Raw genomic sequence first — 22,691 nt, 5'->3', positions numbered from 1 at the left:
ATATCACCTCTTATTATCATTTACGAACTGCCTATCTTTTTTATCTTGTTTTTTCTTTTTTATAAACATATATAATTGATATAAACTCATACCTACTATATAAATGACTATAACCAAAAGAAAAAACCAAAACATTGAAGCTGTAGAATTACCCATTTAAAACCTCTTTATTTATAAATATTTTCAAAAGAAGAATTAGAACAAGAACTACATCCGCTGCAGCCACTGCAGCTACATCCACAACCACCATTTTTTTTCTTTTTAAAGTGGTTATATAAAACAAAAGCACTATATCCAATAATTAAAGCTATTATTATAATATCAATCATTTTTATTTCCTCCTTAATAAAAAGTCAGGCATATATTTATACCTGACTTAAATAAAATATATTATGCTCCTTGTACAGATCTTTTTGCATATACTTTTTGATTTTTGTATGGGTCAGGTCTTAGTAATTGGAATAATATTAAAGCTGCAAGTACAAAAGCTATTAAAGTAAGAACCGTAAAAGGACCACCCAGTATAAATGAACCTATTTGATATACACATAAGCAAACAACATATGCAAATACGTTTTGGAATAAAATAGCAAACCAGAACCATTTTCTTGATTGCATCTGTTGAGCCATTGTTGCAATTGCCGCTAAACATGGAGAGTCAAGCATATTAAATAATAGGAATGAGAATGCGGCAAGAGTTGATGGGAACCAAGTTTGAACTGCTTGTGCAACTGTAACAGGATCTTCGCTTGCACTTTCAGCTACACTTGCAAGTACACCCATAGTAGTAACAATAGCTTCTTTTGCCGTAAATCCTGATAAAGAAGCCGCAACAGGCTGCCACTGTCCAAATCCAAGAGGAGCAAATAAAGGAGCAATTGCACCCCCGATAACAGCAAGAAGGCTGTCTTTACCATCTTCAACCATTGTAAAGCTTCCGTCTATAAAACCAAATCCGCCAAGGAACCACATAACAACACATGCAAGGAATAAAATTGTTCCTGCTTTAATTATAAAACCTTTTAATCTTTCCCAAACGTGAAGTAAAACTGTTTTTGCTTGTGGAATATGATATTGAGGAAGTTCCATAACAAAAGGTGCAGGTTTTCCTGAGAAAGGTTTTGTCTTTTTAAGCATAATTGCAGAAACAAGAACCGCAACTATTCCAAGAAAGTACATCAAAGGAGCAACAAAACCGCCTGCTTCATAACTTCCGGTTGCATAACTTGCCATAACTCCACCCATCAAAGCGATAACAGGCAATTTTGCACCACATGGAATAAATGTGGCCGTCATTATTGTAAGTCTTCTGTCATTATCCTGTTCGATGGTTTTTGATGCCATAATACCCGGAATACCACATCCCGAAGATATTAGAAGAGGAATAAAACTCTTTCCCGATAAACCAAAATGTCTGAACACTCTGTCCATAACAAAGGCTATACGAACCATGTATCCGCAGTCTTCGAGAATTGATAAAAATAGGAATAATATTGCCATTTGAGGTACGAAACCAAGAACAGCACCTACCCCGCCGATTATCCCATTAACAACAAGACTGTTAATCAAATCAGATGCACCTATATTTGTTAAGAATGTTTCTGCCCATCCTTGAATTGCACCAACAAAAGTATCGTTTGTCCAGTCGGTAACAAAAGTACCTATGGTAGTAACGGATATATAATAAACAACAAACATTACCGCAATAAAAATCGGAATACCTAAAATACGGTTAGTAACGATTTTATCTATTTTATCCGACACCGTTAATTTTTCCTTACCCTTTTTAACGGTTGTCTTAACGATTTTTTGAATATATTTATATCTTTCATCCGTTACGATGCTTTCCATATCGTCATCGTGTTTTTCTTCTATGCTTTTTCTTTTTTCTTCCAAAAGTTTTTTCCCTTCGGAAGAAATATGTATGTTTTCCATAACTTTACTGTCATTTTCAAGAAGTTTTACACTATACCATCTTCTTTTATCTTCACTTATTGAATTTGGAATTATGCCTTCAATTTCTTTAATTGCACTTTCCAGTTCTTTTGAGAATATTTCATTTGGTCGTTTAACTTCATTTTTCTGTGCAACTTTTATTGCTTCGTTAACAAGTTTATCAAGTCCTGTTCCTTTAAGAGCAGATGTTTCGATTACAGGGCAGCCCATAAGCATAGATAACCTTTCTGTGTCTATAGACATTCCTCTTTTTTCTATTAAATCTGCCATATTTAAAGCAATTACAACAGGTACACCGGTTTCGATTAACTGTGTCGTCAAATACAAGTTTCTTTCTATATTTGTTGCATCCACAAGATCAATAATAACATCGGGATTTTCATTTAAAATATAATCCCTGCTTACTACTTCCTCTAAAGTGTAAGGAGAAAGAGAGTAAATACCGGGAAGGTCTGTAATGATAACATCTTTCTTATTTTTTGATTTTAATTTACCTTCTTTTTTTTCCACCGTAACCCCAGGCCAGTTACCAACATATTGATTGGCACCGGTTAAAGAGTTGAACATTGTCGTTTTACCGCAGTTGGGGTTTCCGGCAAGTGCAATTTTGATTGCCATTATTTTACCTCCTAGAAATTGATTGTTTTAGATTGTTTTAAACTACTTTACCTGTACACATTTGGCGTCTTCTTTTCTTACGGAAAGCTCATAACCCCTTACCGTAATTTCAACGGGATCTCCGAGAGGAGCCACTTTTCTGATATAAAGTTCGCTTCCTTTAGTTATTCCCATATCCATGATACGTCTTTTATAAGCACCGTCTCCTTCGATTTTTACAACCGTAACGCTGCTTCCTACTTTTGCATCTCCTAAAGTCATTTTCTTCTCCCTTCGTAACTTATATATTTAAAACACTAAACCATTATATGTCTGGCCATATCTTTGTTAATTGCAACTCTAGAATCTTTAATATTTACTATTACATTTCCTCCAATCATGGATATAACAGTAATTTCACTTCCGTTAACAAAACCTAAGTTTTCTAAAAATCTCTTGGTTTCTTCATTACCGCTTACCCTTTTAATTGTTTCAACACTTCCTATGTTTACCAAATTTAAAGGCATCATTTACCATCCTCTCTTATTATGAATAAAGTTATTGTAAGTTTTCAGTTATATTTTCAATATTGTTAGTTATTGCTTACATATTACTAAAGTTAGTATATGCTAACTTTAGTAATATGTCAAGTTATTTTGGAAAATTTTATTTAATAAAATGCTAAAACAAAGGATATCGGAAAAGTATGATTAAAATGAAAATAATTGTAAATTTTACATTGTATATATATTTTTTACAAAAAAAGACAGGTATTTCTACCTGTCTAAAATTTTTAATTAAATACTTTCATGGAAAGTTCTCTTGATAACTTCAAGTTGTTGTTCTTTTGATAGTCTGTTGAAGTTAACGGCATATCCTGAAACTCTGATTGTAAGAGTTGGATATTTTTCAGGATGATCCATTGCATCAATAAGAACTTCTCTGTTCATAACATTAACGTTTAAGTGATGTGCTCCTTGATAGAAGTATCCGTCTAAAATATTTACAAGATTTTCAATTCTTTGATCTTTTGATTTTCCAAGTGCATCAGGTACAATTGAGAATGTATTTGAGATACCGTCTTGGCATACATTTCTGTATGGAATTTTTGCAACAGAGTTAAGTGAAGCAAGAGCCCCGTTAATATCTCTTCCGTGCATTGGGTTTGCACCAGGAGCTAAAGGTTCACCAACTTTTCTTCCATCAGGTGTACTACCTGTTTTCTTACCATACATAACGTTACTTGTAATAGTAAGAGCAGAAAGAGTATGAATTGCATCTCTGTAGATATGATGTTTTTTAAGTTGTTTGAAGAAGTATGTTACAGCATCTACTGCAAGTAAATCTACTCTGTCATCATCATTTCCGTATTTAGGGAAATCTCCTTCAATTTCGAAATCAACTGCAACTCCGTTTTCGTTTCTGATTGGTTTTACTTTTGCAAATTTAATTGCAGAAAGTGAGTCAGCAGCAACAGAAAGTCCGGCAATACCAAATGCAGTAATTCTTTCAACATCTGTATCATGAAGAGCCATTTGAACTGCTTCATAAGCATATTTATCATGCATATAGTGAATGATGTTTAATGTATCTACATATAGTTCAGCAACATATGAAAGAACTTTTTTGTAGTTTTCCATTACTTTGTCAAAATCAAGAACTTCATCTTTGATAGGTTCAATTCCAGGAACTACTTTAATTCCTTTTAATTCATCAACCCCTCCGTTGATTGCATATAAAAGTGATTTTGCAATATTTGCTCTTGCTCCGAAGAATTGCATTTGTTTACCTATTGCCATTGCTGATACACAACATGCAATACCATAATCATCACCATAAATTGGTCTCATTACATCGTCATTTTCATATTGAATAGAGTCTGTGTCAATACTCATTTTTGCACAGTATTTTTTGAAGTTTTCAGGTAAATGTTCACTCCAAAGTACTGTTAAGTTTGGTTCAGGAGCAGTTCCTAAGTTTGTTAGAGTATGTAAGTAACGGAATGAGTTTTTTGTAACCAATGTTTTTCCGTTAATACCCATACCACCTATTGATTCTGTTACCCATGTAGGGTCCCCGCCGAATAATTCATTATATTCAGGAGTTCTAAGGTGTCTTACAAGTCTTAATTTAATGATGAATTGGTCAATTAATTCTTGAGCTTCTTTTTCTGTTATTACATTGTTTTTTAAATCTCTTTCAATGTAAATATCAAGGAATGTAGAAGTTCTTCCAAGAGAAGTAGCTGCACCGTTATTTTCTTTAATACCGGCAAGGTAACCGAAATATAAAGCTTGTACGGCTTCTTTTGCATTTGTTGCAGGTTTTGAAATATCTACGCCGTAAGACATAGCCATATTTTTAAGTCTGCCTAAGTTTCTGATTTGTTCGCTTACTTCTTCTCTAAGTCTTATTCTATCTTCACTCATTGGACCATCTAAGTTTTCAAGGTCCATTTGTTTTTCTTCAATAAGCTTGTCCACACCATAAAGAGCAACTCTTCTGTAGTCCCCTATTATTCTTCCTCTTCCGTATGCATCAGGAAGTCCAGTTAAAAGCCCTGCTGTTCTTGCAAGTCTTGTTCTTTTTGGATAAGCATCAAAAACACCATCATTGTGTGTTTTTCTGTATTCTTTAAAATGTTTTTCAATATCTTCGTTTAGTTTATATCCATATTGTTCAAGGGCAGAAGTTGCCATTCTCATTCCACCATAAAGATTTACAATTCTTTTTAATGGAGCATCCGTTTGAAGTCCAACAATAACTTCATTGTCTTTATCTATATAGCCAGGTTTAAAATTTTCAATACCGGATACGGTATCTACTTCAACATCAATTATACCTTTTTTAATTTCCTCAACGATTAAGTCATGAGCTTTTGCCCATACTTTATCTGTTTTTTCAGTTGTTCCTTCTAAGAAAGAGTCATCTCCTTCATAAGCAGTGTAGTTTCTTTGAATAAAATCTCTTACGTTTATTTCTTTTTCCCAAACACCGCTTTTAAAATCATACCATGGATTAGTCATATAATTCCTCCCTTGACTTAAATTTATTTATTAAAAAATATCTTTTGATATTTTTCAACCACATCTTTTTCCATAGGTTCTGTATCCTCTAAGGGATAATCAATACCCATGACCTTATACTTTTCCCTTCCAAGCTGATGGAATGGAAGAAGTTCAACTTTTTCAACATTTTTTATTGTATCAATATACCCTTTTAAAGCTTTCATATGTTCTCCACTATCTGTAAGCCCAGGCACAACAACGTGCCTTATCCATATTGGTATATTGTTTTCTTGTACTTTTTTAATAAACTTTAAAGTTTCATCTTGTTTTCTTCTTGTTATTTCATTATATTTTTCATAATCTTCATGTTTTATATCATAAAGAATTAAATCTGTATATTTAAGTATTTCGTCATAATCACCCTTACCATACCCTGCAGTATCAATGCAAGTATGAATATCATTTTCTTTACATTTTTTTAAAAGTTCAAGCAAAAATTCCGGCTGCATTAAAGGTTCCCCTCCGGAAAAAGTAACTCCTCCGTTATTTTTAAAATAAGGTTTAAAACGCTTTATTTTATTTATAACTTCATCTGCCGTCATTTCTTCACCTGCACATAAATCCCAAGTATCCGGATTATGACAATATTGGCATCTTAAATTGCAACCTTGTAAAAAAACTACGGTTCTTATACCCGGTCCGTCCACAAGTCCCATAGACTCAATAGAGTGTATTTTTCCCATTTTGCCTCCTTAGAAATTAAGCATTTTTTATTTTTCTTTTATTAATTATTTAACCTTTTATTATCTCCTCCTTATAAGTATTGTTAATCAAACAAATATCATGTTTAGATTATTATACTATAAAATGTTAGTTATTGCTAACATTTTTTTCTCGAATTGATAAATTTTTAAATTTATTATATAATATAAAAGGTCTACAAATATTGTAACATATGCATAAATAAAAAGATAGAGGAATATCATGGTTAGTTATTTATCAAAGAAATTTATTAAAGATTATAAAAATGTAAAAAATGAAAATGTAAGAAGAGCTTATGGAATGTTATGTAGTATAGTAGGAATATTACTAAACATTTTTTTGTTTGCAATAAAATATTTTGCGGGCATAATAAGCGGCTCAATAGCAATAACGGCAGATGCTTTTAACAACCTTTCTGATGCAGGTTCTTCGGTAATCACTCTTATAGGTTTTAAATTTGCGGGAATGAAACCAGACCTTGAACACCCATTTGGACACGGAAGAGTAGAGTATATTTCCGGATTTGCTGTTTCTGTAATGATTATACTGATGGGAGCCGAGCTTTTAAAATCATCAATTGATAAAATTTTTCATCCTGAAAGTATAGATACAACTGTTGTTTCATTTATAATTTTAATAGTTTCAATACTTGTAAAATTATATATGTCTTTATACAACAGTAAAATCGGAGATAAAATTGAATCAGCTGGAATGAAAGCCACAGCAACAGACAGTAAAAGCGACTGTATAGCAACATCGGTTGTTTTAATATCAATGTTAATAGCAAAATTTACGGGAGTAAACATAGACGCATATGCAGGTTTGCTTGTTGCAGGATTTATTCTTTATGCGGGATATGATGCGGCAAAAGAAACATTAAGCCCTCTTCTTGGTCAAATTCCGGAAAAATCTCTTGTTGATTCAATAGAAAAAATTGTTATGAGCTACGATGAAATTGTAGGAATACATGACCTTGTTGTTCATGACTATGGCCCTGGAAGACTTATGATTTCTCTTCATGCCGAAGTACCTGGAAACGGAGATATTTTTATTCTTCATGATGCAATAGACAGAGCAGAGATAGAACTTAACGAAAAATTAAACTGTGAAGCTGTAATCCATTTAGACCCTATCGACACAGACAATGAAGAAGTAATGGAAATGAAGAGCAAAATTACTAAGCTTATCAAAAAAGAAATAGATGAAATAATTACAATACACGATTTTAGAATAGTAAAAGGAAATACTCATACTAATGTTATTTTTGACGCGGTTATACCGCCAAAATACAAAATGACAGATAAAGAAGTTGAAACAAAAATAAAAGATTTAGTAAAAAATAATTTTGGAAATTACTTTGCAGTTGTCAAAGTAGAAATTACATATGTTTAAAAATATCCCTCTATAATTTTTATAGAGGGTTTTATTTAATAAAAGGAGGTTTATATGAATACTAATTATTTAAAACTTTCTGATGAACTACAAAAACAAATAATAAACGACAGAAAAGAAAACAAAATCAATCCATATGCTTTTAAGGATGAAAATATATTAAGAAGGGACATGAATAAAGATAAAGCAACTATTTGGAGACCTGCATTTGTAAGAGACATAGAAAAGACAATGCATATACCTTACTACAACCGTTATTCAGACAAAACCCAGGTATTTTCATTATATAAAAATGACGATATATCAAGAAGAGCTTTTCATGTTCAGCTTGTTTCAAGAATTGCAAGAAATATAGGAAAAGTACTAAACCTAAACATAGACCTTATAGAAGCAATAGCACTTGCCCACGATATAGGACATACACCTTTCGGACATGGAGGAGAAAGAATATTAAGTGAAATATATCACGAAAATACCGGCAGGTATTTTAATCATAACGTACATAGTGTAAGAGTACTTGATAAACTATCAAACCAAAACATATCTTTACAGGTTCTTGACGGTGTTCTTTGCCATAACGGAGAACTCGAACAGAAAAAATACAAACCCTGCACACTTAACGGATTTAAAGAATTCGATGAAAAAACAAATAAATGCTACATTGATGAAAAATATATATCATCTCTTCTACCATCAACTTTGGAAGGCTGCGTTGTAAGAGTAAGCGATATTATTGCTTATCTTGGAAAAGACAGGCAAGATGCTCAAAGACTTCATATTCTAGAAGATGAAAGAATTTTTAAGAAAAATAAAATGGGAAATACAAATTCTGAAATTATAAATAATTTATCCGTAAACATAATACAAAATAGTTACGGTAAAAACTATCTTCAAATGGATAAAGAAGTTTATGAAGCACTAAAATGGGGTAAAAAAGAAAACTACGAATTAATATATGAAGACAGTAAAGTAACAAAAGATTACGAAAAAAACATAAAACCAATGTTATTTGGTATTTATAATAAATTTTTAAAAGACCTTAAAGATAAAAATACAAATTCACTTATATATAGACATCATATTAAATACGTAGAAAATTTTAGTAAGTTTAAATATAACGACACAGACCCGAACGATATAGTGGTAGATTTTATAGCAAGCATGACGGATGACTATTTTATAGATTTACATGAATATTTATTCCCAAAAAGCAAATATAAAGTAAAATATATAGGTTATTTTGAATAATATTAAATGAATATTATTCATTGACTTTTGTTCATTAATATGATAAATTGTTTACGAAAGGGTGATATGCATGCGTATTTCAAAAGATCCACAAGAAAGAAAAAAAGAAATATTGGACACTGCAATGAAACTTTTTTTGATAAAAGGTTACAATGAAACCACAATGGCGGATATTGCAAAAGAAATGAATGTAGTAAAAGGACTTTGCTACAGATATTTTGATTCAAAACAAAAACTTTTTGAAGCAGCAATGGAAGAATATGTAAAAAATTGCAGCGAAATATTTATAGAAACCTTACAGGATAAATCAAAACCCTTTAAAGAAAAATTAAACATACTTTCATCTTTAATGATAGAAACAGAAAAAAATGCAAAATACAAATCTTTTTTTCATAAAAAAGGAAATGAAGAATTTCATGAAACTCTTATAATAAAAATGTACAAATATATTTATCCTTATATAAAAGAAGAAATAGACAGGTTATGTAAAAACGGTGAAATAAACATTAAAAATTCTGAAATTCTGATAAACTTTATTATATATGGACAAATTGGACTTCTAACAAACACAAATTATGATATTGAAATAACTGCAACCGAAATAAAAAATTACATAAATAAATTAATCGAATAAAAAATCCCCTTTTTTGGGGATAAATTTTTACATAACGAATGAATAAAAGTCAATGGAGGTAAGAATGAAAACAAATTATAAATCAAATTCAAAGAAAACATTTGATATGCAAGCACAAAATTATGATAAAACTTTTTACGGAAAACATGCAAGGTCAAATTACAAACACATTTTAAATGAAATAAACCAAGTAAAAAAAGGAAATATTTTGGATGTAGGATGCGGTACCGGAGAAATTTTAAATATACTCAGTAAATCAAATTATAATCTGTACGGTATAGACATATCTGAAAATATGTTAAAAAAAGCTAAAACAAAATTAAAAAATTCCGCAAAATTAACTGTCGGAGACAGCGAACATCTTCCGTATGAAGACAATAAATTCGATATTATCATCTGCAACGATTCTTTTCATCATTATCCAAATCCTTTAAAAGCTTTAAACGAAATGAAAAGAGTTTTAAAAAAAGGAGGAAAAATCATAATAGGAGATTGTTATCAACCGATTATTTTCAGACAAATAATGAATATGTTTATAAAATTTTCAAAAGAAGGAGATGTTAAAATATATTCAAAAAAAGAATTTACAAAAATGCTTAAAAAGTTTAATTTCAAAAATATAAAATATAAAAAATTAAACAATACTTCATGTTTGATAAAAGCCTTTAAATAATACTGTGTTATAATAAAACCATGGAGGAAATCAATCTATGAAAAGAATTGAAGTAAGAGAATCAAAAATTCCGTTAATAGTCGGTATTTTGGATTTTATTGTATTTTTTATATTTCTCGTTTGTTTTTCAATCGCTTCACTTTCTGACAATGCATTTGTGGCAGCAATATTTTGTATTATGATTTTCGGAGGATTCTGTTTTCTGGGAATATATTTGATTATTTCATATTTCAGAAGAAGACTTATACTGTATGATAATTATTTTACATACACAAAAACTTTGGGAAAAACCAAAACATACGAATATTATGAAATTTCATCTATTCAAACCATGTTCAATACAATAAACATACAATTAAAAATATATAATAAAAACGATAAAAAAATTGTATCAATAGAAAATAATATGTTGGGGTATGAACAAGCAATAGATTTCTTCCTTGAAAAAAATATCAATATAGACAATGCCGATATAGAAAAATATGGAAACAAAATTGACAAAATAAGAAAAAAAAATGATGATAACAAAAAAAACGAAGAAAATTATATAAAAAACAGATGGACCATACAACAAATAAAAAAAGAAATACAATTTATGAAAATCTTCAATATAATAATTATAGTCTGTTTTGTAATGTCTTTGTTTTTGCCTATAAAAATCGATTTTACGATAAACTTAATAATTATAGTTTTTATTTATTGTTTATATTTACACTTCTATCCAAAAATGGTTTTAGAAATAAAAGATAAATCAAAATCATATAGAATACCTTTTCCGTTTTTATGTTTTTGTTTGATTATGCTTCATTTTTTATTTTCAACGGAAACAATAAACGAAAAAGGAAACATAATATTTCTTTATTCATTGATTTTTTCAATTATAATTTTTATACCGTTTATTTTAAACTGTTTAATAAAAAAAATAAAAACATACAAACTTAAAACAATTATTATTTTCATATTAATTTTTGCCACGTCTTTTTCCGTTGTAAGACCGATAAATTATATACTTACTTTTAAAACTCCGACACATGAAACCGTAACTATAATAGATAAATATTCAAACAGAAACAGAAAGTCAGGAAGAAGTTATTATTTTAAAATAATATTGAACAATGAAAAAACAGATGTAGAAGTTTCAAAAAATATTTACAACAAAAAAGAAATTAATGATAATGTCCAAATATGTAACAGAGAAAGCATACTGGGATACAAATACTTTACTATACACGAATAAAAAGAAGTACATTATGTACTTCTTTTATTTATTACCATTATCTTTTTTTATAAGTTCTCTTATTGCTTCAATCGCAACTTTTATCACGTTTTCCGTATCATGAACCTGAACATTATCAAGTCCGGCTTTTTCTCTTTCTTGATTTGCTATTGCCAAAAAACAGGCTCCGCATCTTACTTTAAGATAACTTGCAACTATAAATAAAGCGGCACTTTCCATTTCACTGGCTTTACAACCAAGCTTACACCATGCATTCCATTTTGATAAAAGTTCATCTTTGTTTGGAAGAGTTTCCGGTCTATGTTGACCGTAAAAAGAATCTTTGCTTTGAACAACCCCAATATGATTTCTTATTTTAAGCTTGTCTGCTGCATTTTTAAGAGCCATAATTATTTCAAAATCAGCAACGGCAGGATACTCAATCGGAGCATATTCCTTTGATGTTCCTTCAAATCTTATTGCACCGCTTGCAATAACCATATCTCCACCTTTTACATCAAGATCCATTCCTCCACATGTTCCAACTCTTATAAAAGTATCCGCTCCACATACCTTTAATTCTTCCATTGCTATTGCCGCAGAAGGACCACCTATACCTGTTGAAGTAACGGAAACTTTTACTCCGTCAATCTCTCCTGTATAAGTAACAAATTCTCTTGAATCGGCAATAAGTTTTGGATTATCAAAATACTTTGCTATTTCCTTACATCTTTTAGGATCTCCCGGAAGAAGAACATATTTTCCTACTTCTCCCTTTTTTACACCTATATGGTATTGTTTTCCGCTACCTTCAGCATAATCAATCATATCCATATCCTCTCTTATTAATAATTTTCCAAATAATTAAACATATCATCTATATTATCAGTTACAAAAAATAATTCAAATACTTTATCATTCATCATATTTTTATTTACAATTTTCTTCATAAACAAAAACATATCGTCAAAAAAATTATCATAATTAAAAACAACGATAGGTTTATTTATAATTCCTTTGTTTTTAAGTACAAGAACTTCAAAAAATTCATCAAGAGTTCCTATTCCTCCGGGAAGAATAATAAATCCGTCACAATTACTTTCCATATAAAGTTTTCTAACACTCATATTTTCCTTTGAAATTAATGTAGTGCAATCTTTATATACAAATGTTTCCATGTCAGAATCGTCTAAAATTATTCCTATTGTCTTGCCATTATTATCATTTACTTCCTTTGCAAGTCCACCTAAAAGACCGTTTTTCCCACCGCCGAAAATTAAATCATGTCCTCTTTTTGCAAGAGTTTTTCCTATTTGTTTTGAAACTTCTATCATTTCTTTATCTAAATTTTTTGAATAAGAACCGTAAATACATATATTCATATTACCACCTCAAATTAATTATATAATATATAATAGATTTATTTACGTTTATATTAAGTTTTTAATAAAAATATATAAAAAATATAAATATAAGAATTTAAATGCACAAACTCTTTAACCAAACATATAAAAACAAAGTTTCTTTATAAGTGTTTATTTTTATATTATATGTTATTATATTTATATATTAAATTTTTCGGAGGAAATAAAATGGAAAAAATAGCAAGTTTTATGGTAGACCACACCGTACTTGAACCGGGTATATATTTATCAAGAAAAGACAAAGGAGTTATTACATATGACTTAAGATTTATAAAACCAAACACACCTCCTTTTCTTTCAAATGTAGCACTTCATACAATAGAACATCTTTGTGCAACATACTTAAGAAACTCTTCTTATAGTAATAATATTATTTATTTTGGACCTATGGGATGCAGAACAGGATTTTATCTTTTAACTTTAGGCTTAACACATAAACAAGTAGTGGAAATAATAAAAGAAACAGTAAATAATTTATGTGAGTATGAAGGAGAAGTACCTGGTAAAAGCGCTGTGGAATGTGGAAATTATAAAGAACTTGATCTTGATGAAGCAAAAATAGAATTAAAGAAATATAGAGAAGTTATAAAAGATTTAACTGAAGATGATATTTATTATGAAAAATAAAAAAGACACTTAATAGTGTCTTTTTTATTTGTTTCTTCCACAGCATTTTTTATATTTCTTTCCTGAACCGCATGGACAAGGATCATTTCTTCCAACCTTATTTTTATTTACAACAGGTTTTTTCTTTGCCGGTTGGTCAGGACTGTTTGTAAACATTTCTTTAGGAGCTTCGTTTACTATTTCTTCAACTTTTTTCATATGGAATAAATATTTTACTGTATCTTCCTTAATAACTTCGTTCATTTCTTCAAACATTGCAAAACCTTCTTTTGTATATGCTTGAACAGGATCGATTTGTCCGTAAGCTCTTAAGTTGATACCTTGTTTTAATTGATCCATGTTATCGATATGTTCCATCCAATTTGAATCAACTACTTTTAATAATACAAGTCTTTCAAGCTCTCTTAATTCTTCAGTTGAAAATTCGTTTTCTTCTTTATATTTATATAATGTATAAACTGCGTCACTTATAATATTTTTAAGTTCATCAGTATCTGTTATGCTTTCATCAATATCAATATTTAAATCGAAAGTATTAAATACATTTTCTTTTATCTTATCAAAATCCCAGTTATCATTGTAACTTTCGTTTGTTGTATAAGCATCAACGATGTTTTCAATAACATAATCTATCATTTCATGAATTGCACTTGAAACATCTTCGCCCTTTAATACTTTCTTTCTTTGAGCATAAATAACTTCTCTTTGTTTGTTCATTACGTCATCATATTGAAGAACGTATTTTCTTATACCGAAGTTCTTACCTTCGATTTGTTTTTGAGCATTTTCAATTGTCTTTGTAAGCATTTTACTTTCTAAAGCTTCATCTTCTTCAAGACTTGTTCTGCTTGCAAAGTTTTGTATTCTTTCTCCTCCGAATAATCTCATTAAATCATCTTCAAGAGAAATAAAGAATTGAGAAGAACCAGGATCTCCCTGTCTACCTGCTCTACCACGAAGCTGATTGTCAATTCTTCTACTTTCATGTCTTTCAGTACCTAAGATATGAAGACCGCCAAGTTCTTTTACACCTTCACCTAAAACAATATCGGTACCTCTACCTGCCATGTTTGTAGATATTGTTACAGCACCCATTTGTCCCGCATCTGCAACAATTTCTGCTTCTTTTTCATGATATTTGGCATTAAGTACGTTATGTTTAATTCCTTCTTTTTTAAGAAGTTTACTTAATCTTTCACTGTCTTCTATTGCAATTGTACCAACCAATACAGGTTGTCCTTTTTCGTGTCTAGTTTTAATTTCTCTTATAATTGCTTTATCTTTACCTTTTTTTGTTGTAAAGATTGCATCTTTCATATCAACCCTTATAAGAGGTTTATTTGTAGGAACGGGATATACATTCATATTGTATATTTCTTTAAATTCTTCTTCTTCTGTCTTAGCAGTACCTGTCATACCTGCAAGTTTATTAAACATTCTAAAGTAGTTTTGGAATGTTATTGTAGCTAAAGTTACGCTTTCTCTTTCAACTTTAACTCCTTCTTTTGCTTCAATTGCTTGATGTAAACCTTCAGAATATCTTCTTCCTTCCATTATTCTTCCCGTAAATTCATCTACAATTAAAACTTCACCGTCTCTTACAACATAGTCTCTGTCTTTAAACATTAAAGTATTTGCTCTCAAAGCCTGATTAAGATGATGTTGAAGTTCCATATTGTTAATATCAGAAAGATTTTCTATATTAAAAGCCCTTTCTGCTTTGGCAATACCGGATTCCGTTAAGTTACACGTCTTATCCTTTTCATCAACCGCATAATCCTCAGGTTTTAATGTTTTAATAAAAGAATTTGCATCGTAATATCTTCTTGTACTTTCGTTTCCACTTCCGGAAATAATGAGAGGAGTTCTGGCTTCATCTATAAGAATACTGTCGACTTCGTCCACTATAGCATAATTAAGCTCTCTTTGAACAGTATCATCTATTCTTTTAACCATATTGTCTCTCAGATAATCAAACCCGAATTCATTGTTTGTTCCATAAGTTATATCTGCATTGTATGCAGCTTTTTTTTCGTCAAAGTCAAGTCCGTGTACTATCAATCCCACACTCATTCCAAGATAATTAAACATCTTACCGTTCCATTCGCTGTCTCTTTTTGCAAGGTAATCATTTACGGTTACTATATGAACACCTTTACCTTCAAGAGCATTTAAGTATGCGGGAAGAGTAGCCATTAAAGTTTTACCTTCACCGGTTTTCATTTCTGCAATATTTCCCTGATGAAGAATAATTCCGCCTATCAACTGAACTTTAAAATGTCTAAGTCCCAAAACCCTGTCCGATGCTTCTCTGACTGTGGCAAAAGCTTCAACCAATAAATCGTCCAAAGTTTCTCCGTTTTTTAATCTATCTTTAAATTCATTTGTTTTATTTTGAAGTTCTTCATCACTCAAAGATTTGTATTCATCAGACAAAGCATCTATTTTATCTGCAATTTTTTCAAGTTTTTTTATTTCTTTATTATCCAACGATTTTGCAACCGCTCCAAGTAATCCCATAATCTTCAATTCCTCTCTAATAAAAAGATTTTCGTAAATTATATTGTATCATAATATATCATGAAATATGTAAAATTTAAGTAATTTTTAATAAATTATGTATCTTATTTTAATGAAAACATTAATTATTAAATTATTCATATTGATAAAAAACATTTATATGATATACTGACTTTAAAATATAATTATTATACATTATACATCCTATCGGGAGGAAAACAATGATTTTATCGGGAAAAGAAATAGAAAAAAATATCGGAAAAGATATAATAATAGAACCTTTTGACAAAAATAAATTAAATCCAAACAGCTATAATTTATCTCTTTCAAACGAACTTTTGGTATATGACAATTACGTTCTCGATATGAAAAAAGAAAATAAAGCGCATAAAATAATAATACCAAAAGAAGGATTAATACTTAAACCAAATAAACTTTATCTTGGAAGAACAAATGAATTTACCAAAACCAATAAATTTGTTCCTATGCTTGAAGGACGTTCTTCTACCGGACGATTGGGACTTTTTATTCATGTTACGGCAGGATTTGGTGATGTTGGTTTTTCCGGTTATTGGACTCTTGAAATATTTTGTATCCAACCTATTAAAATATATCCAAATGTTGAAATATGCCAAATATACTACCATGATATTAAAGGAGAATACGAATTATATAAAAGCGGTAAATATCAAAATAATACGGGAATACAACCAAGCCTTATGTTTAAAGATTTTGAAAAGTAAAAAAGGAATACAAAGGTATTCCTTTTTTAATGATAGATTCTTTTATTTTCCCTAAAGAGTTATTTTTTATTTAAAATTTTCTTACATCTAAAGATATAATATTATTAATTCCCATTTTTTCACATACAGGCTTTAATAAAAAATAAGGACAATCAGAAATTATTACATCATCTTTTTTTCTTTCTTCTAAATAAAATTCTTTTATTTTATAATCTTTTTCATTCCAAAATATTTCAATTAAAAAATCAATATCATCTATATAAGAAAGAAAAGAGAAAAAATATTTTTTCATTGTTTCTTTATTTATTTTTTTTATAAAAAATAAAAACTTATAAAATATAATTTTAAAAAAATAAAATATTAATTCAGGATACATTTTAATACAAAATAAATAAAAATCTAAACAGGTATCACCTTTATATATTACCTTATCAAAATCATAAACTCTCATTTTAATCTCTCTTTATAATTTAAATTTTAATTAAATTATAAAAAATTATATAAAATAGTAATATCTTTAATGGATAAATATTTTGTAAACAATATGTAAATAAAATTATTCACTTTATAAAAAATTTTTTATAAATTTTTTTATCCTTTTTTATAAAAAAACACAAAATACATAATAATATATAAAATTTTTAAATACATATTGTGTTTTTTATGTATTTTTCCCCTGTTTATAACTCAAAATTTAATTGTTGATAAATTGTTTTTTTTTGCTATAATAGGTAAAAAGACCACTTATCTACATATATTTTGTAAAGTTATTAACAATTTGTTGGTGTTTTATGGATAAGCCTTATTTTTTTCTGCATTTTTCCTAGAAATACGCTTTTTTCGTTCGTTTATATGTTGATAACTCATATGTGAATAATTTGTCAAAAAGAATAAAAAAAATTAGATTGATTTATATATCAATATTATTTTGGAGGTTGTAATGTCTTTTGAACAAGAACTATGGAATAACGCACTAGAATATCTGGAAGATGAACTTTCGGATTTTGTATTCAAAGAATACTTTGAATCATCCATTACACCCCTAGCCTTTGAAGATGATACATTCTATCTTCAAGTACCGGATGAGGGAAATAAAATTTTACTTGAGGGTCAATATGCGGTACTGGTTGAAAACGCATTAAAATACTATACTCAAAGATACATAAAAGTTAAGTTTGTGGTCGCTTCTTCAAACGATATGGTATATACAAAAGAAGAAGCACTAAAAGAAATAGCAGCAACAAAAGAAAATGAAAAAAACGTTGAATATAATATATATAATACTTCATATATTCAGCTTAATCCTAAATATACATTTGATTCCTTTGTTGTAGGTGCAAATAACAGATTTGCTCACGCAGCATCAGTTGCGGTTGCAGATGCTCCGGCTAAGAAATACAATCCGCTTTTTATATATGGAGGAGTTGGACTTGGTAAAACTCACTTAATGCACGCAATAGCACAACATATTTTAAGAAAAGACCCTACAAAAAAGGTAGTGCTGCTATCAAGCGAACAATTCTTAAATGAGTTTTTAGATGCAATACAAAATAAAACAAATGTACAATTTAGAAATAAATACAGAAACGCAGATGTACTTTTAATAGACGATATACAATTTATTGCCGGAAAAAACGAAACACAAAATGAATTTTTCCATACATTTAATGCACTTCAAGGTTCAAATAAACAAATAGTACTTACATCTGATAAACCACCTAAAGAAATACATAATCTTGAAGACAGACTTCGTTCAAGATTCTCGCTTGGACTTATATGCGATATATCAATGCCTGATTTTGAAACAAGACTTGCAATTTTAAGAAAGAAAGCTAAAGAAGAAAACTATCAGGTAAGTAACGAAATACTTAATTATATAGCAGAAAATATTGAATCCAACATAAGAGAACTTGAAGGCGTACTTTTAAAGGTAATGGCATTAAGCGAATTTTATAATAAACCTTTAACATTAGACCTTGTAAAAAAAGGATTAAAAGATATAATTGATATAAGTGATAAAAAAATATCTCTTGATTTAATAACAAAAGTTGTTTGTGAATATTACAATATAACAAAAGATGATATTTTATCAAAAAGAAGAACAAAAAATATAGCGTATCCAAGACAAATATGTATGTACTTATCAAGAGAACTTACTGATAATTCTCTACCTACAATAGGAGAATATTACGGAGGAAGAGATCATTCAACAGTAATACACGGATATGACAAAATAAAAGAAGATTTAAAAACAAACGGCGGACTTCAAGAAGAAATAGATAAGATAACATCAAGCATAAAAAACAGTAAATAACAACTTATTAATAGACTTATCCTATAAATATTTTGATTTATTAACATTAAAAATTCGTCAAAAAATGCTTATTAAAAAGGATAAATGAAGTTATCAACATTATCAACACTACTAATACTATTACTTTTTAATAAAAATTAAATATTATATAGATAGGTCACACTAAACATGAAAGGATGAAAACATGAATATAAAAGTAGACAGAAATGAATTCCTAAAAGCACTTGTAACTGTAAGTAAAGCAACAACACTTAGAAATGTAGGCTCTTTAGAAGGAATACTTCTTGAAAGTTATGATGATGTACTTTCTCTATATGCTACAAATAAAGAAATACAAATATCTACAATAATAGATGCAAAAGTGATAAGAGAAGGTAAACTGCTTATTAATTCAAGAATACTAAGTGATATAGTAAGAAGCTTCGATAACGGAGAAGTAGAAATAGATGCAGATGAAAATAACAATATTAAACTTACTTGTTTAAATTCTAAATTTAATATTTCTGCCATGGATTACAGAACTTTCCCAAATAAAGAAGTTTACAATATAAATGACTTTATAAAAATGGATAACGCTACAATAAGAAACATGATTAAAGAAACATCATTTGCTTGTGCAAGTTCTGATTCTGTTTCACCTATTTTAACAGGTATACTTATAGAAAATAATGATGAAGATATTAAATTCGTTGCAATAGACGGCTTCAGAATGGCTATAAGAAGCGAACAATCAAAGGAAAGATATATGAATAATATAAAATGTGTCGTTCCTGCAAGTACTTTAAACGAGCTTAATAAAATACTTACAAATTATGAAGATGATGTATTCTTAAATATTAATGATAAAAAATTCATAGCAAGTGTTGGAAGAACACAAATTATTTCAAGTTTATTACAAGGTCAATTTATTGATTATGTAAATCTTCTTCCAAAAGAAAGCAAAACAATTGTTAAAATGAACAGAATGGAATTATTGTCAGCTTGTGAAAGAGCTTCAATCATTTCAGATGAAGGAAGAGCTCATCTTATAACAATGCATTTTAGCGAAAATAATTTACTTCTTACAAGTAAATCTGCTTTTGGTAATGTAGAAGAAAATATTTCTATTAATTTAAGCGGAGAAGATCTTGATATATCTTTCAACAGCAGATATATAATAGACGCTCTTAAAGTTATTGAAGATGAAAAAGTTATACTTGAATTTAATTCTTCAAACAGTCCTTGTTTGATAAAACCGGTAAATTCAAAGAAATATACTTATCTAATAATGCCTGTAAGACTTTCTTAAAAAGAACCTTTTTGGTTCTTTTTTTGTTAAAAGTATTTGAAAAAATATAAAAATATATATAATAAATAGAAATACATAAGGAGAAAGTTATGAAATACAGTATATATTATAATTCTTTAACTGGGAACACAGAATTTATTGCAAATAAAATAAATGAAATATTAAAAGATAAAATTGTTAAATTTGAAAAATATAATGGTGTTTATGAAGACAATAATGAAGATATTGTTTTTGTGGGCTTTTGGACAGATAAAGGAAATGCAACCGATGAAATAAAAGAACTTTTAAGTAAGATAAAAGATAAAAAGATAGTTTTATTTGGTACTGCAGGATTTATGAGTAATAAAGAATATTACGATAAGATAATAGATAATGTAAAAAAATCAATAAATGAAAGCTGCGAATATATTGATTACTTTATATGTCAGGGTAAAATGGGAATGGGAATAAGAAAAAGATATGAGAATATACTTAAAGAAAATCCTGATAATGAAGGAATAAAAGATATGATAAAAAATTTTGATATAGCTCTAAATCATCCAAATGATGAAGATGTTAAAAATTTGGAACAATTTTTAAGTGAATATAAATAAAAAAAGAATAACATTAGTTATTCTTTTTTTATTTGTTATTTTATAGCTTCTGTTTTATATATAAATTTAACGCTTCCATTCATACCGTCACTAAGTCCTGAAAAGTTATCATAACTGTTTGCATTATCTACTACACTATGAATTCTTCCTTTTAAACTATCAAGACTTCCAAGTGTACTTACTAATTTTTCTATTCCTTCTTTATCAAAAGTATCCATTCCTTCTTCTAATTCTTTAGAACCTTTTTCAAGGGCTGATATTCCTTCAATTAGTTTATCGCTTCCTTGTTTTAATGTTGTAAGTCCGCTGTCTAAATCTTTGCTTCCTTGAATTAAAGGATTAATACCTTGATTTATAAATTGATCTACTCCTAAAACTATCTGGTCGCTTCCCTCAGTTTTTAATCTATTACTTGATGAATATAATGTATCAAGACCGCTTTCAATACTTGAAGCACCATTTAAAATAGTACCTTCTTCATTACTAGTTAAGCTGTACTGAATTTGTTTTTGTGCATTTATAGTTTGTGATAAAGTAGATTGCATTGTTTTTAAATTTGCAAGTAAAGGACTGTCAGGCTGAGATTTTTCAAGTTGTTCAATTGTAGTATTTAATCCGCTTAATACTTGCTCGTTGTAGCTTATTGTTTCACTAAGGCTGTTACCTGCTGTATTTATTCCATCTTTAAGTTTAGTGCTTCCGTTTTTTGTAGCTTCTATACCTGATGATAGTTTTCCTATATTATCAGATAAAAGGCTTGCTCCGTCTTTTAAATCATTAGCACTGACTTTTAGTTGTTCGCTTCCTTTTGCAAGTTGTTTTGCACCGCTGTTTAGTTTATCTATCCCTGTTGTAAGAGTTCCTGATTTATCTATTAAAAGATTAATACCTTCGTTTAATGATTTTGAACCGTTAACAAGTTCTTTTGAAGAACTGCTTAATTTATTTAATGAATTTGTTAAATCCATAATACTGTCAACATCGTCTAAGTTAATGTCTTTATAAACTTCATTTGTTACATAACTCATTGTTCCGTCCATTGTAAAATCTTTTGCATCAAAAGTTATTTCTGCATATGAAGGAATATCAAAACCTCTTACTGAAATAGATTCATCAAGTCCCGGAAAAGCATAACACATTACAACTGTATTTTCTCCTTCATCTACACTTTTTCCGTTTGTAACTTTTATATTACTTATTTTACTTGAATCTAAAATCATTCCTGATACTGCCATAAAAGCATTATTCTCAAATGTTACGTTATCATAGTCTATTCTTATTTTTATTTTACCGCTTTTATGTGCAATATCTTTTGCAGATATTTTTTCACCGTTTAAATAATAAGTCATTTTAATATTTACAGGAAGTTTTTTATTTGAAGTTCCTTGATATGTTATATCTTTTCCTTGTGAATTCCATACTACTTCTGAAAATTTTTTATCAAAAGTTTCATTTCCTTTTAAATTTTCAATATCATTTAAGTTTGTTTTATCTTCTATTTTTTCTCCTTTTTTACCGCCTTTTAATGTTACGCTTACGATTTCTTTATTAACGTTTCCGTCGGCATCTGATATAACATAAACGCTTTCTTCTTTACTTACGTTTGAATCTTTTGCAAATACGCTTTGAGTACAAATTGATAAAGCAAATAAAGATGATAATATTAAAGATAATACTTTCTTTTTATTTTTCATTT

General features: G+C 28.9%; 22 protein-coding genes. 10 read left to right on the top strand and 12 right to left on the bottom strand.

Annotated elements, in window-relative coordinates:
- Nucleotides 1–3: 3 nt before the first annotated feature.
- The 7 genes from V2W16_RS04475 to pflA all read right to left on the bottom strand — a co-directional run bounded on the left by V2W16_RS04475 (nucleotide 4) and on the right by pflA (nucleotide 6,304).
- A complete protein-coding gene (locus V2W16_RS04475) occupies nucleotides 4–156 on the bottom strand; it encodes a hypothetical protein (protein WP_329382142.1) in 153 nt (50 codons plus the stop codon).
- 11 nt (nucleotides 157–167) lie between these two features.
- Nucleotides 168–329, bottom strand: coding sequence for a FeoB-associated Cys-rich membrane protein (locus V2W16_RS04470; RefSeq protein ID WP_329382139.1), 162 nt, complete (start codon nucleotides 327–329; stop codon nucleotides 168–170).
- A 61-nt stretch (nucleotides 330–390) separates the two neighbouring features.
- Nucleotides 391–2,574, bottom strand: a complete 2,184-nt coding sequence (gene feoB, locus V2W16_RS04465; RefSeq protein ID WP_329382135.1) for a ferrous iron transport protein B — start codon at nucleotides 2,572–2,574, stop codon at nucleotides 391–393.
- A 42-nt stretch (nucleotides 2,575–2,616) separates the two neighbouring features.
- On the bottom strand, nucleotides 2,617–2,835 hold the full coding sequence (locus V2W16_RS04460) for a FeoA family protein (protein WP_329382132.1): 219 nt from the start codon (nucleotides 2,833–2,835) through the stop codon (nucleotides 2,617–2,619).
- Between the two features lie 35 nt (nucleotides 2,836–2,870).
- Nucleotides 2,871–3,083, bottom strand: coding sequence for a FeoA family protein (locus tag V2W16_RS04455; protein WP_425353939.1), 213 nt, complete (start codon nucleotides 3,081–3,083; stop codon nucleotides 2,871–2,873).
- A gap of 267 nt (nucleotides 3,084–3,350) precedes the next feature.
- A complete protein-coding gene (pflB, locus tag V2W16_RS04450; RefSeq protein WP_329382129.1) occupies nucleotides 3,351–5,579 on the bottom strand; it encodes a formate C-acetyltransferase in 2,229 nt (742 codons plus the stop codon).
- 23 nt (nucleotides 5,580–5,602) lie between these two features.
- Nucleotides 5,603–6,304 (bottom strand): pyruvate formate-lyase-activating protein, encoded by a 702-nt coding sequence (gene pflA / locus V2W16_RS04445; protein WP_329382126.1) that lies wholly within the window; start codon nucleotides 6,302–6,304, stop codon nucleotides 5,603–5,605.
- A gap of 241 nt (nucleotides 6,305–6,545) precedes the next feature.
- On the opposite strand from pflA, the gene V2W16_RS04440 reads away from it, so the two are divergent.
- The 5 genes from V2W16_RS04440 (at nucleotide 6,546) to V2W16_RS04420 (ending at nucleotide 11,507) form a co-directional block, all read left to right on the top strand.
- A complete protein-coding gene (locus V2W16_RS04440; RefSeq protein WP_329382123.1) occupies nucleotides 6,546–7,715 on the top strand; it encodes a cation diffusion facilitator family transporter in 1,170 nt (389 codons plus the stop codon).
- A gap of 54 nt (nucleotides 7,716–7,769) precedes the next feature.
- Nucleotides 7,770–8,963, top strand: coding sequence for a deoxyguanosinetriphosphate triphosphohydrolase family protein (locus tag V2W16_RS04435; protein WP_329382120.1), 1,194 nt, complete (start codon nucleotides 7,770–7,772; stop codon nucleotides 8,961–8,963).
- Between the two features lie 70 nt (nucleotides 8,964–9,033).
- Nucleotides 9,034–9,597, top strand: coding sequence for a TetR/AcrR family transcriptional regulator (locus tag V2W16_RS04430; RefSeq protein ID WP_329382117.1), 564 nt, complete (start codon nucleotides 9,034–9,036; stop codon nucleotides 9,595–9,597).
- A gap of 64 nt (nucleotides 9,598–9,661) precedes the next feature.
- Nucleotides 9,662–10,270, top strand: a complete 609-nt coding sequence (locus V2W16_RS04425) for a class I SAM-dependent methyltransferase (protein ID WP_329382113.1) — start codon at nucleotides 9,662–9,664, stop codon at nucleotides 10,268–10,270.
- A 37-nt stretch (nucleotides 10,271–10,307) separates the two neighbouring features.
- The gene (locus tag V2W16_RS04420; RefSeq protein WP_329382110.1) at nucleotides 10,308–11,507 is read left to right on the top strand and encodes a hypothetical protein; all 1,200 of its coding nucleotides are present in this window, start codon (nucleotides 10,308–10,310) and stop codon (nucleotides 11,505–11,507) included.
- Nucleotides 11,508–11,531: 24 nt separating this feature from the next.
- Here V2W16_RS04420 and udp read toward each other — a convergent pair whose 3' ends face one another.
- Complete coding sequence (gene udp / locus V2W16_RS04415) at nucleotides 11,532–12,311, bottom strand: uridine phosphorylase (protein WP_425353948.1); 780 nt, start codon at nucleotides 12,309–12,311, stop codon at nucleotides 11,532–11,534.
- A gap of 20 nt (nucleotides 12,312–12,331) precedes the next feature.
- The gene (locus V2W16_RS04410) at nucleotides 12,332–12,868 is read right to left on the bottom strand and encodes an LOG family protein (RefSeq protein WP_329382107.1); all 537 of its coding nucleotides are present in this window, start codon (nucleotides 12,866–12,868) and stop codon (nucleotides 12,332–12,334) included.
- A gap of 210 nt (nucleotides 12,869–13,078) precedes the next feature.
- On the opposite strand from V2W16_RS04410, the gene V2W16_RS04405 reads away from it, so the two are divergent.
- Entirely contained in the window at nucleotides 13,079–13,537 is a 459-nt protein-coding gene (locus V2W16_RS04405) for an S-ribosylhomocysteine lyase (protein WP_329382104.1), read from the top strand.
- Nucleotides 13,538–13,561: 24 nt separating this feature from the next.
- Here the strand turns inward: V2W16_RS04405 and secA are convergent, their stop codons facing one another.
- On the bottom strand, nucleotides 13,562–16,057 hold the full coding sequence (gene secA, locus V2W16_RS04400) for a preprotein translocase subunit SecA (RefSeq protein ID WP_329382101.1): 2,496 nt from the start codon (nucleotides 16,055–16,057) through the stop codon (nucleotides 13,562–13,564).
- Between the two features lie 221 nt (nucleotides 16,058–16,278).
- On the opposite strand from secA, the gene dcd reads away from it, so the two are divergent.
- A complete protein-coding gene (gene dcd, locus V2W16_RS04395) occupies nucleotides 16,279–16,800 on the top strand; it encodes a dCTP deaminase (RefSeq protein ID WP_329382098.1) in 522 nt (173 codons plus the stop codon).
- Between the two features lie 70 nt (nucleotides 16,801–16,870).
- Here the strand turns inward: dcd and V2W16_RS04390 are convergent, their stop codons facing one another.
- Nucleotides 16,871–17,092: a hypothetical protein gene (locus tag V2W16_RS04390; RefSeq protein ID WP_253229682.1), complete on the bottom strand. Its 222-nt coding sequence runs from the start codon at nucleotides 17,090–17,092 to the stop codon at nucleotides 16,871–16,873.
- A gap of 648 nt (nucleotides 17,093–17,740) precedes the next feature.
- Between V2W16_RS04390 and dnaA the strand changes: the two genes are divergently transcribed.
- The 3 genes from dnaA (at nucleotide 17,741) to bilS (ending at nucleotide 20,995) form a co-directional block, all read left to right on the top strand.
- Nucleotides 17,741–19,114, top strand: coding sequence for a chromosomal replication initiator protein DnaA (gene dnaA, locus V2W16_RS04385; RefSeq protein WP_329382093.1), 1,374 nt, complete (start codon nucleotides 17,741–17,743; stop codon nucleotides 19,112–19,114).
- 184 nt (nucleotides 19,115–19,298) lie between these two features.
- Complete coding sequence (gene dnaN, locus V2W16_RS04380; protein WP_329382090.1) at nucleotides 19,299–20,402, top strand: DNA polymerase III subunit beta; 1,104 nt, start codon at nucleotides 19,299–19,301, stop codon at nucleotides 20,400–20,402.
- Between the two features lie 89 nt (nucleotides 20,403–20,491).
- Nucleotides 20,492–20,995 (top strand): flavodoxin family protein BilS, encoded by a 504-nt coding sequence (gene bilS / locus V2W16_RS04375; RefSeq protein ID WP_329382087.1) that lies wholly within the window; start codon nucleotides 20,492–20,494, stop codon nucleotides 20,993–20,995.
- A gap of 35 nt (nucleotides 20,996–21,030) precedes the next feature.
- Here bilS and V2W16_RS04370 read toward each other — a convergent pair whose 3' ends face one another.
- Nucleotides 21,031–22,689: a hypothetical protein gene (locus V2W16_RS04370; RefSeq protein WP_329382084.1), complete on the bottom strand. Its 1,659-nt coding sequence runs from the start codon at nucleotides 22,687–22,689 to the stop codon at nucleotides 21,031–21,033.
- Nucleotides 22,690–22,691 lie beyond the last annotated feature (2 nt).

Origin of the sequence: Anaerofustis butyriciformans (assembly GCF_036289385.1) — a bacterium.
Lineage (GTDB): Bacteria > Bacillota > Clostridia > Eubacteriales > Anaerofustaceae > Anaerofustis > Anaerofustis butyriciformans.
The sequence above is the reverse complement of the archived record's forward strand: the minus strand, read 5'-3'. Positions and strand labels throughout refer to the sequence as shown.

Bases quoted from the DNA above. Each gene is read 5' to 3' on its own strand.
- V2W16_RS04475 (WP_329382142.1), bottom strand. From the start codon at position 156: ATGGGTAATTCTACAGCTTCAATGTTTTGGTTTTTTCTTTTGGTTATA.
- V2W16_RS04470 (WP_329382139.1), bottom strand. From the start codon at position 329: ATGATTGATATTATAATAATAGCTTTAATTATTGGATATAGTGCTTTT.
- feoB (WP_329382135.1), bottom strand. From the start codon at position 2,574: ATGGCAATCAAAATTGCACTTGCCGGAAACCCCAACTGCGGTAAAACG.
- V2W16_RS04460 (WP_329382132.1), bottom strand. From the start codon at position 2,835: ATGACTTTAGGAGATGCAAAAGTAGGAAGCAGCGTTACGGTTGTAAAA.
- V2W16_RS04455 (WP_425353939.1), bottom strand. From the start codon at position 3,083: ATGATGCCTTTAAATTTGGTAAACATAGGAAGTGTTGAAACAATTAAA.
- pflB (WP_329382129.1), bottom strand. From the start codon at position 5,579: ATGACTAATCCATGGTATGATTTTAAAAGCGGTGTTTGGGAAAAAGAA.
- pflA (WP_329382126.1), bottom strand. From the start codon at position 6,304: ATGGGAAAAATACACTCTATTGAGTCTATGGGACTTGTGGACGGACCG.
- V2W16_RS04440 (WP_329382123.1), top strand. From the start codon at position 6,546: ATGGTTAGTTATTTATCAAAGAAATTTATTAAAGATTATAAAAATGTA.
- V2W16_RS04435 (WP_329382120.1), top strand. From the start codon at position 7,770: ATGAATACTAATTATTTAAAACTTTCTGATGAACTACAAAAACAAATA.
- V2W16_RS04430 (WP_329382117.1), top strand. From the start codon at position 9,034: ATGCGTATTTCAAAAGATCCACAAGAAAGAAAAAAAGAAATATTGGAC.
- V2W16_RS04425 (WP_329382113.1), top strand. From the start codon at position 9,662: ATGAAAACAAATTATAAATCAAATTCAAAGAAAACATTTGATATGCAA.
- V2W16_RS04420 (WP_329382110.1), top strand. From the start codon at position 10,308: ATGAAAAGAATTGAAGTAAGAGAATCAAAAATTCCGTTAATAGTCGGT.
- V2W16_RS04410 (WP_329382107.1), bottom strand. From the start codon at position 12,868: ATGAATATATGTATTTACGGTTCTTATTCAAAAAATTTAGATAAAGAA.
- V2W16_RS04405 (WP_329382104.1), top strand. From the start codon at position 13,079: ATGGAAAAAATAGCAAGTTTTATGGTAGACCACACCGTACTTGAACCG.
- secA (WP_329382101.1), bottom strand. From the start codon at position 16,057: ATGGGATTACTTGGAGCGGTTGCAAAATCGTTGGATAATAAAGAAATA.
- dcd (WP_329382098.1), top strand. From the start codon at position 16,279: ATGATTTTATCGGGAAAAGAAATAGAAAAAAATATCGGAAAAGATATA.
- V2W16_RS04390 (WP_253229682.1), bottom strand. From the start codon at position 17,092: ATGAAAAAATATTTTTTCTCTTTTCTTTCTTATATAGATGATATTGAT.
- dnaA (WP_329382093.1), top strand. From the start codon at position 17,741: ATGTCTTTTGAACAAGAACTATGGAATAACGCACTAGAATATCTGGAA.
- dnaN (WP_329382090.1), top strand. From the start codon at position 19,299: ATGAATATAAAAGTAGACAGAAATGAATTCCTAAAAGCACTTGTAACT.
- bilS (WP_329382087.1), top strand. From the start codon at position 20,492: ATGAAATACAGTATATATTATAATTCTTTAACTGGGAACACAGAATTT.
- V2W16_RS04370 (WP_329382084.1), bottom strand. From the start codon at position 22,689: ATGAAAAATAAAAAGAAAGTATTATCTTTAATATTATCATCTTTATTT.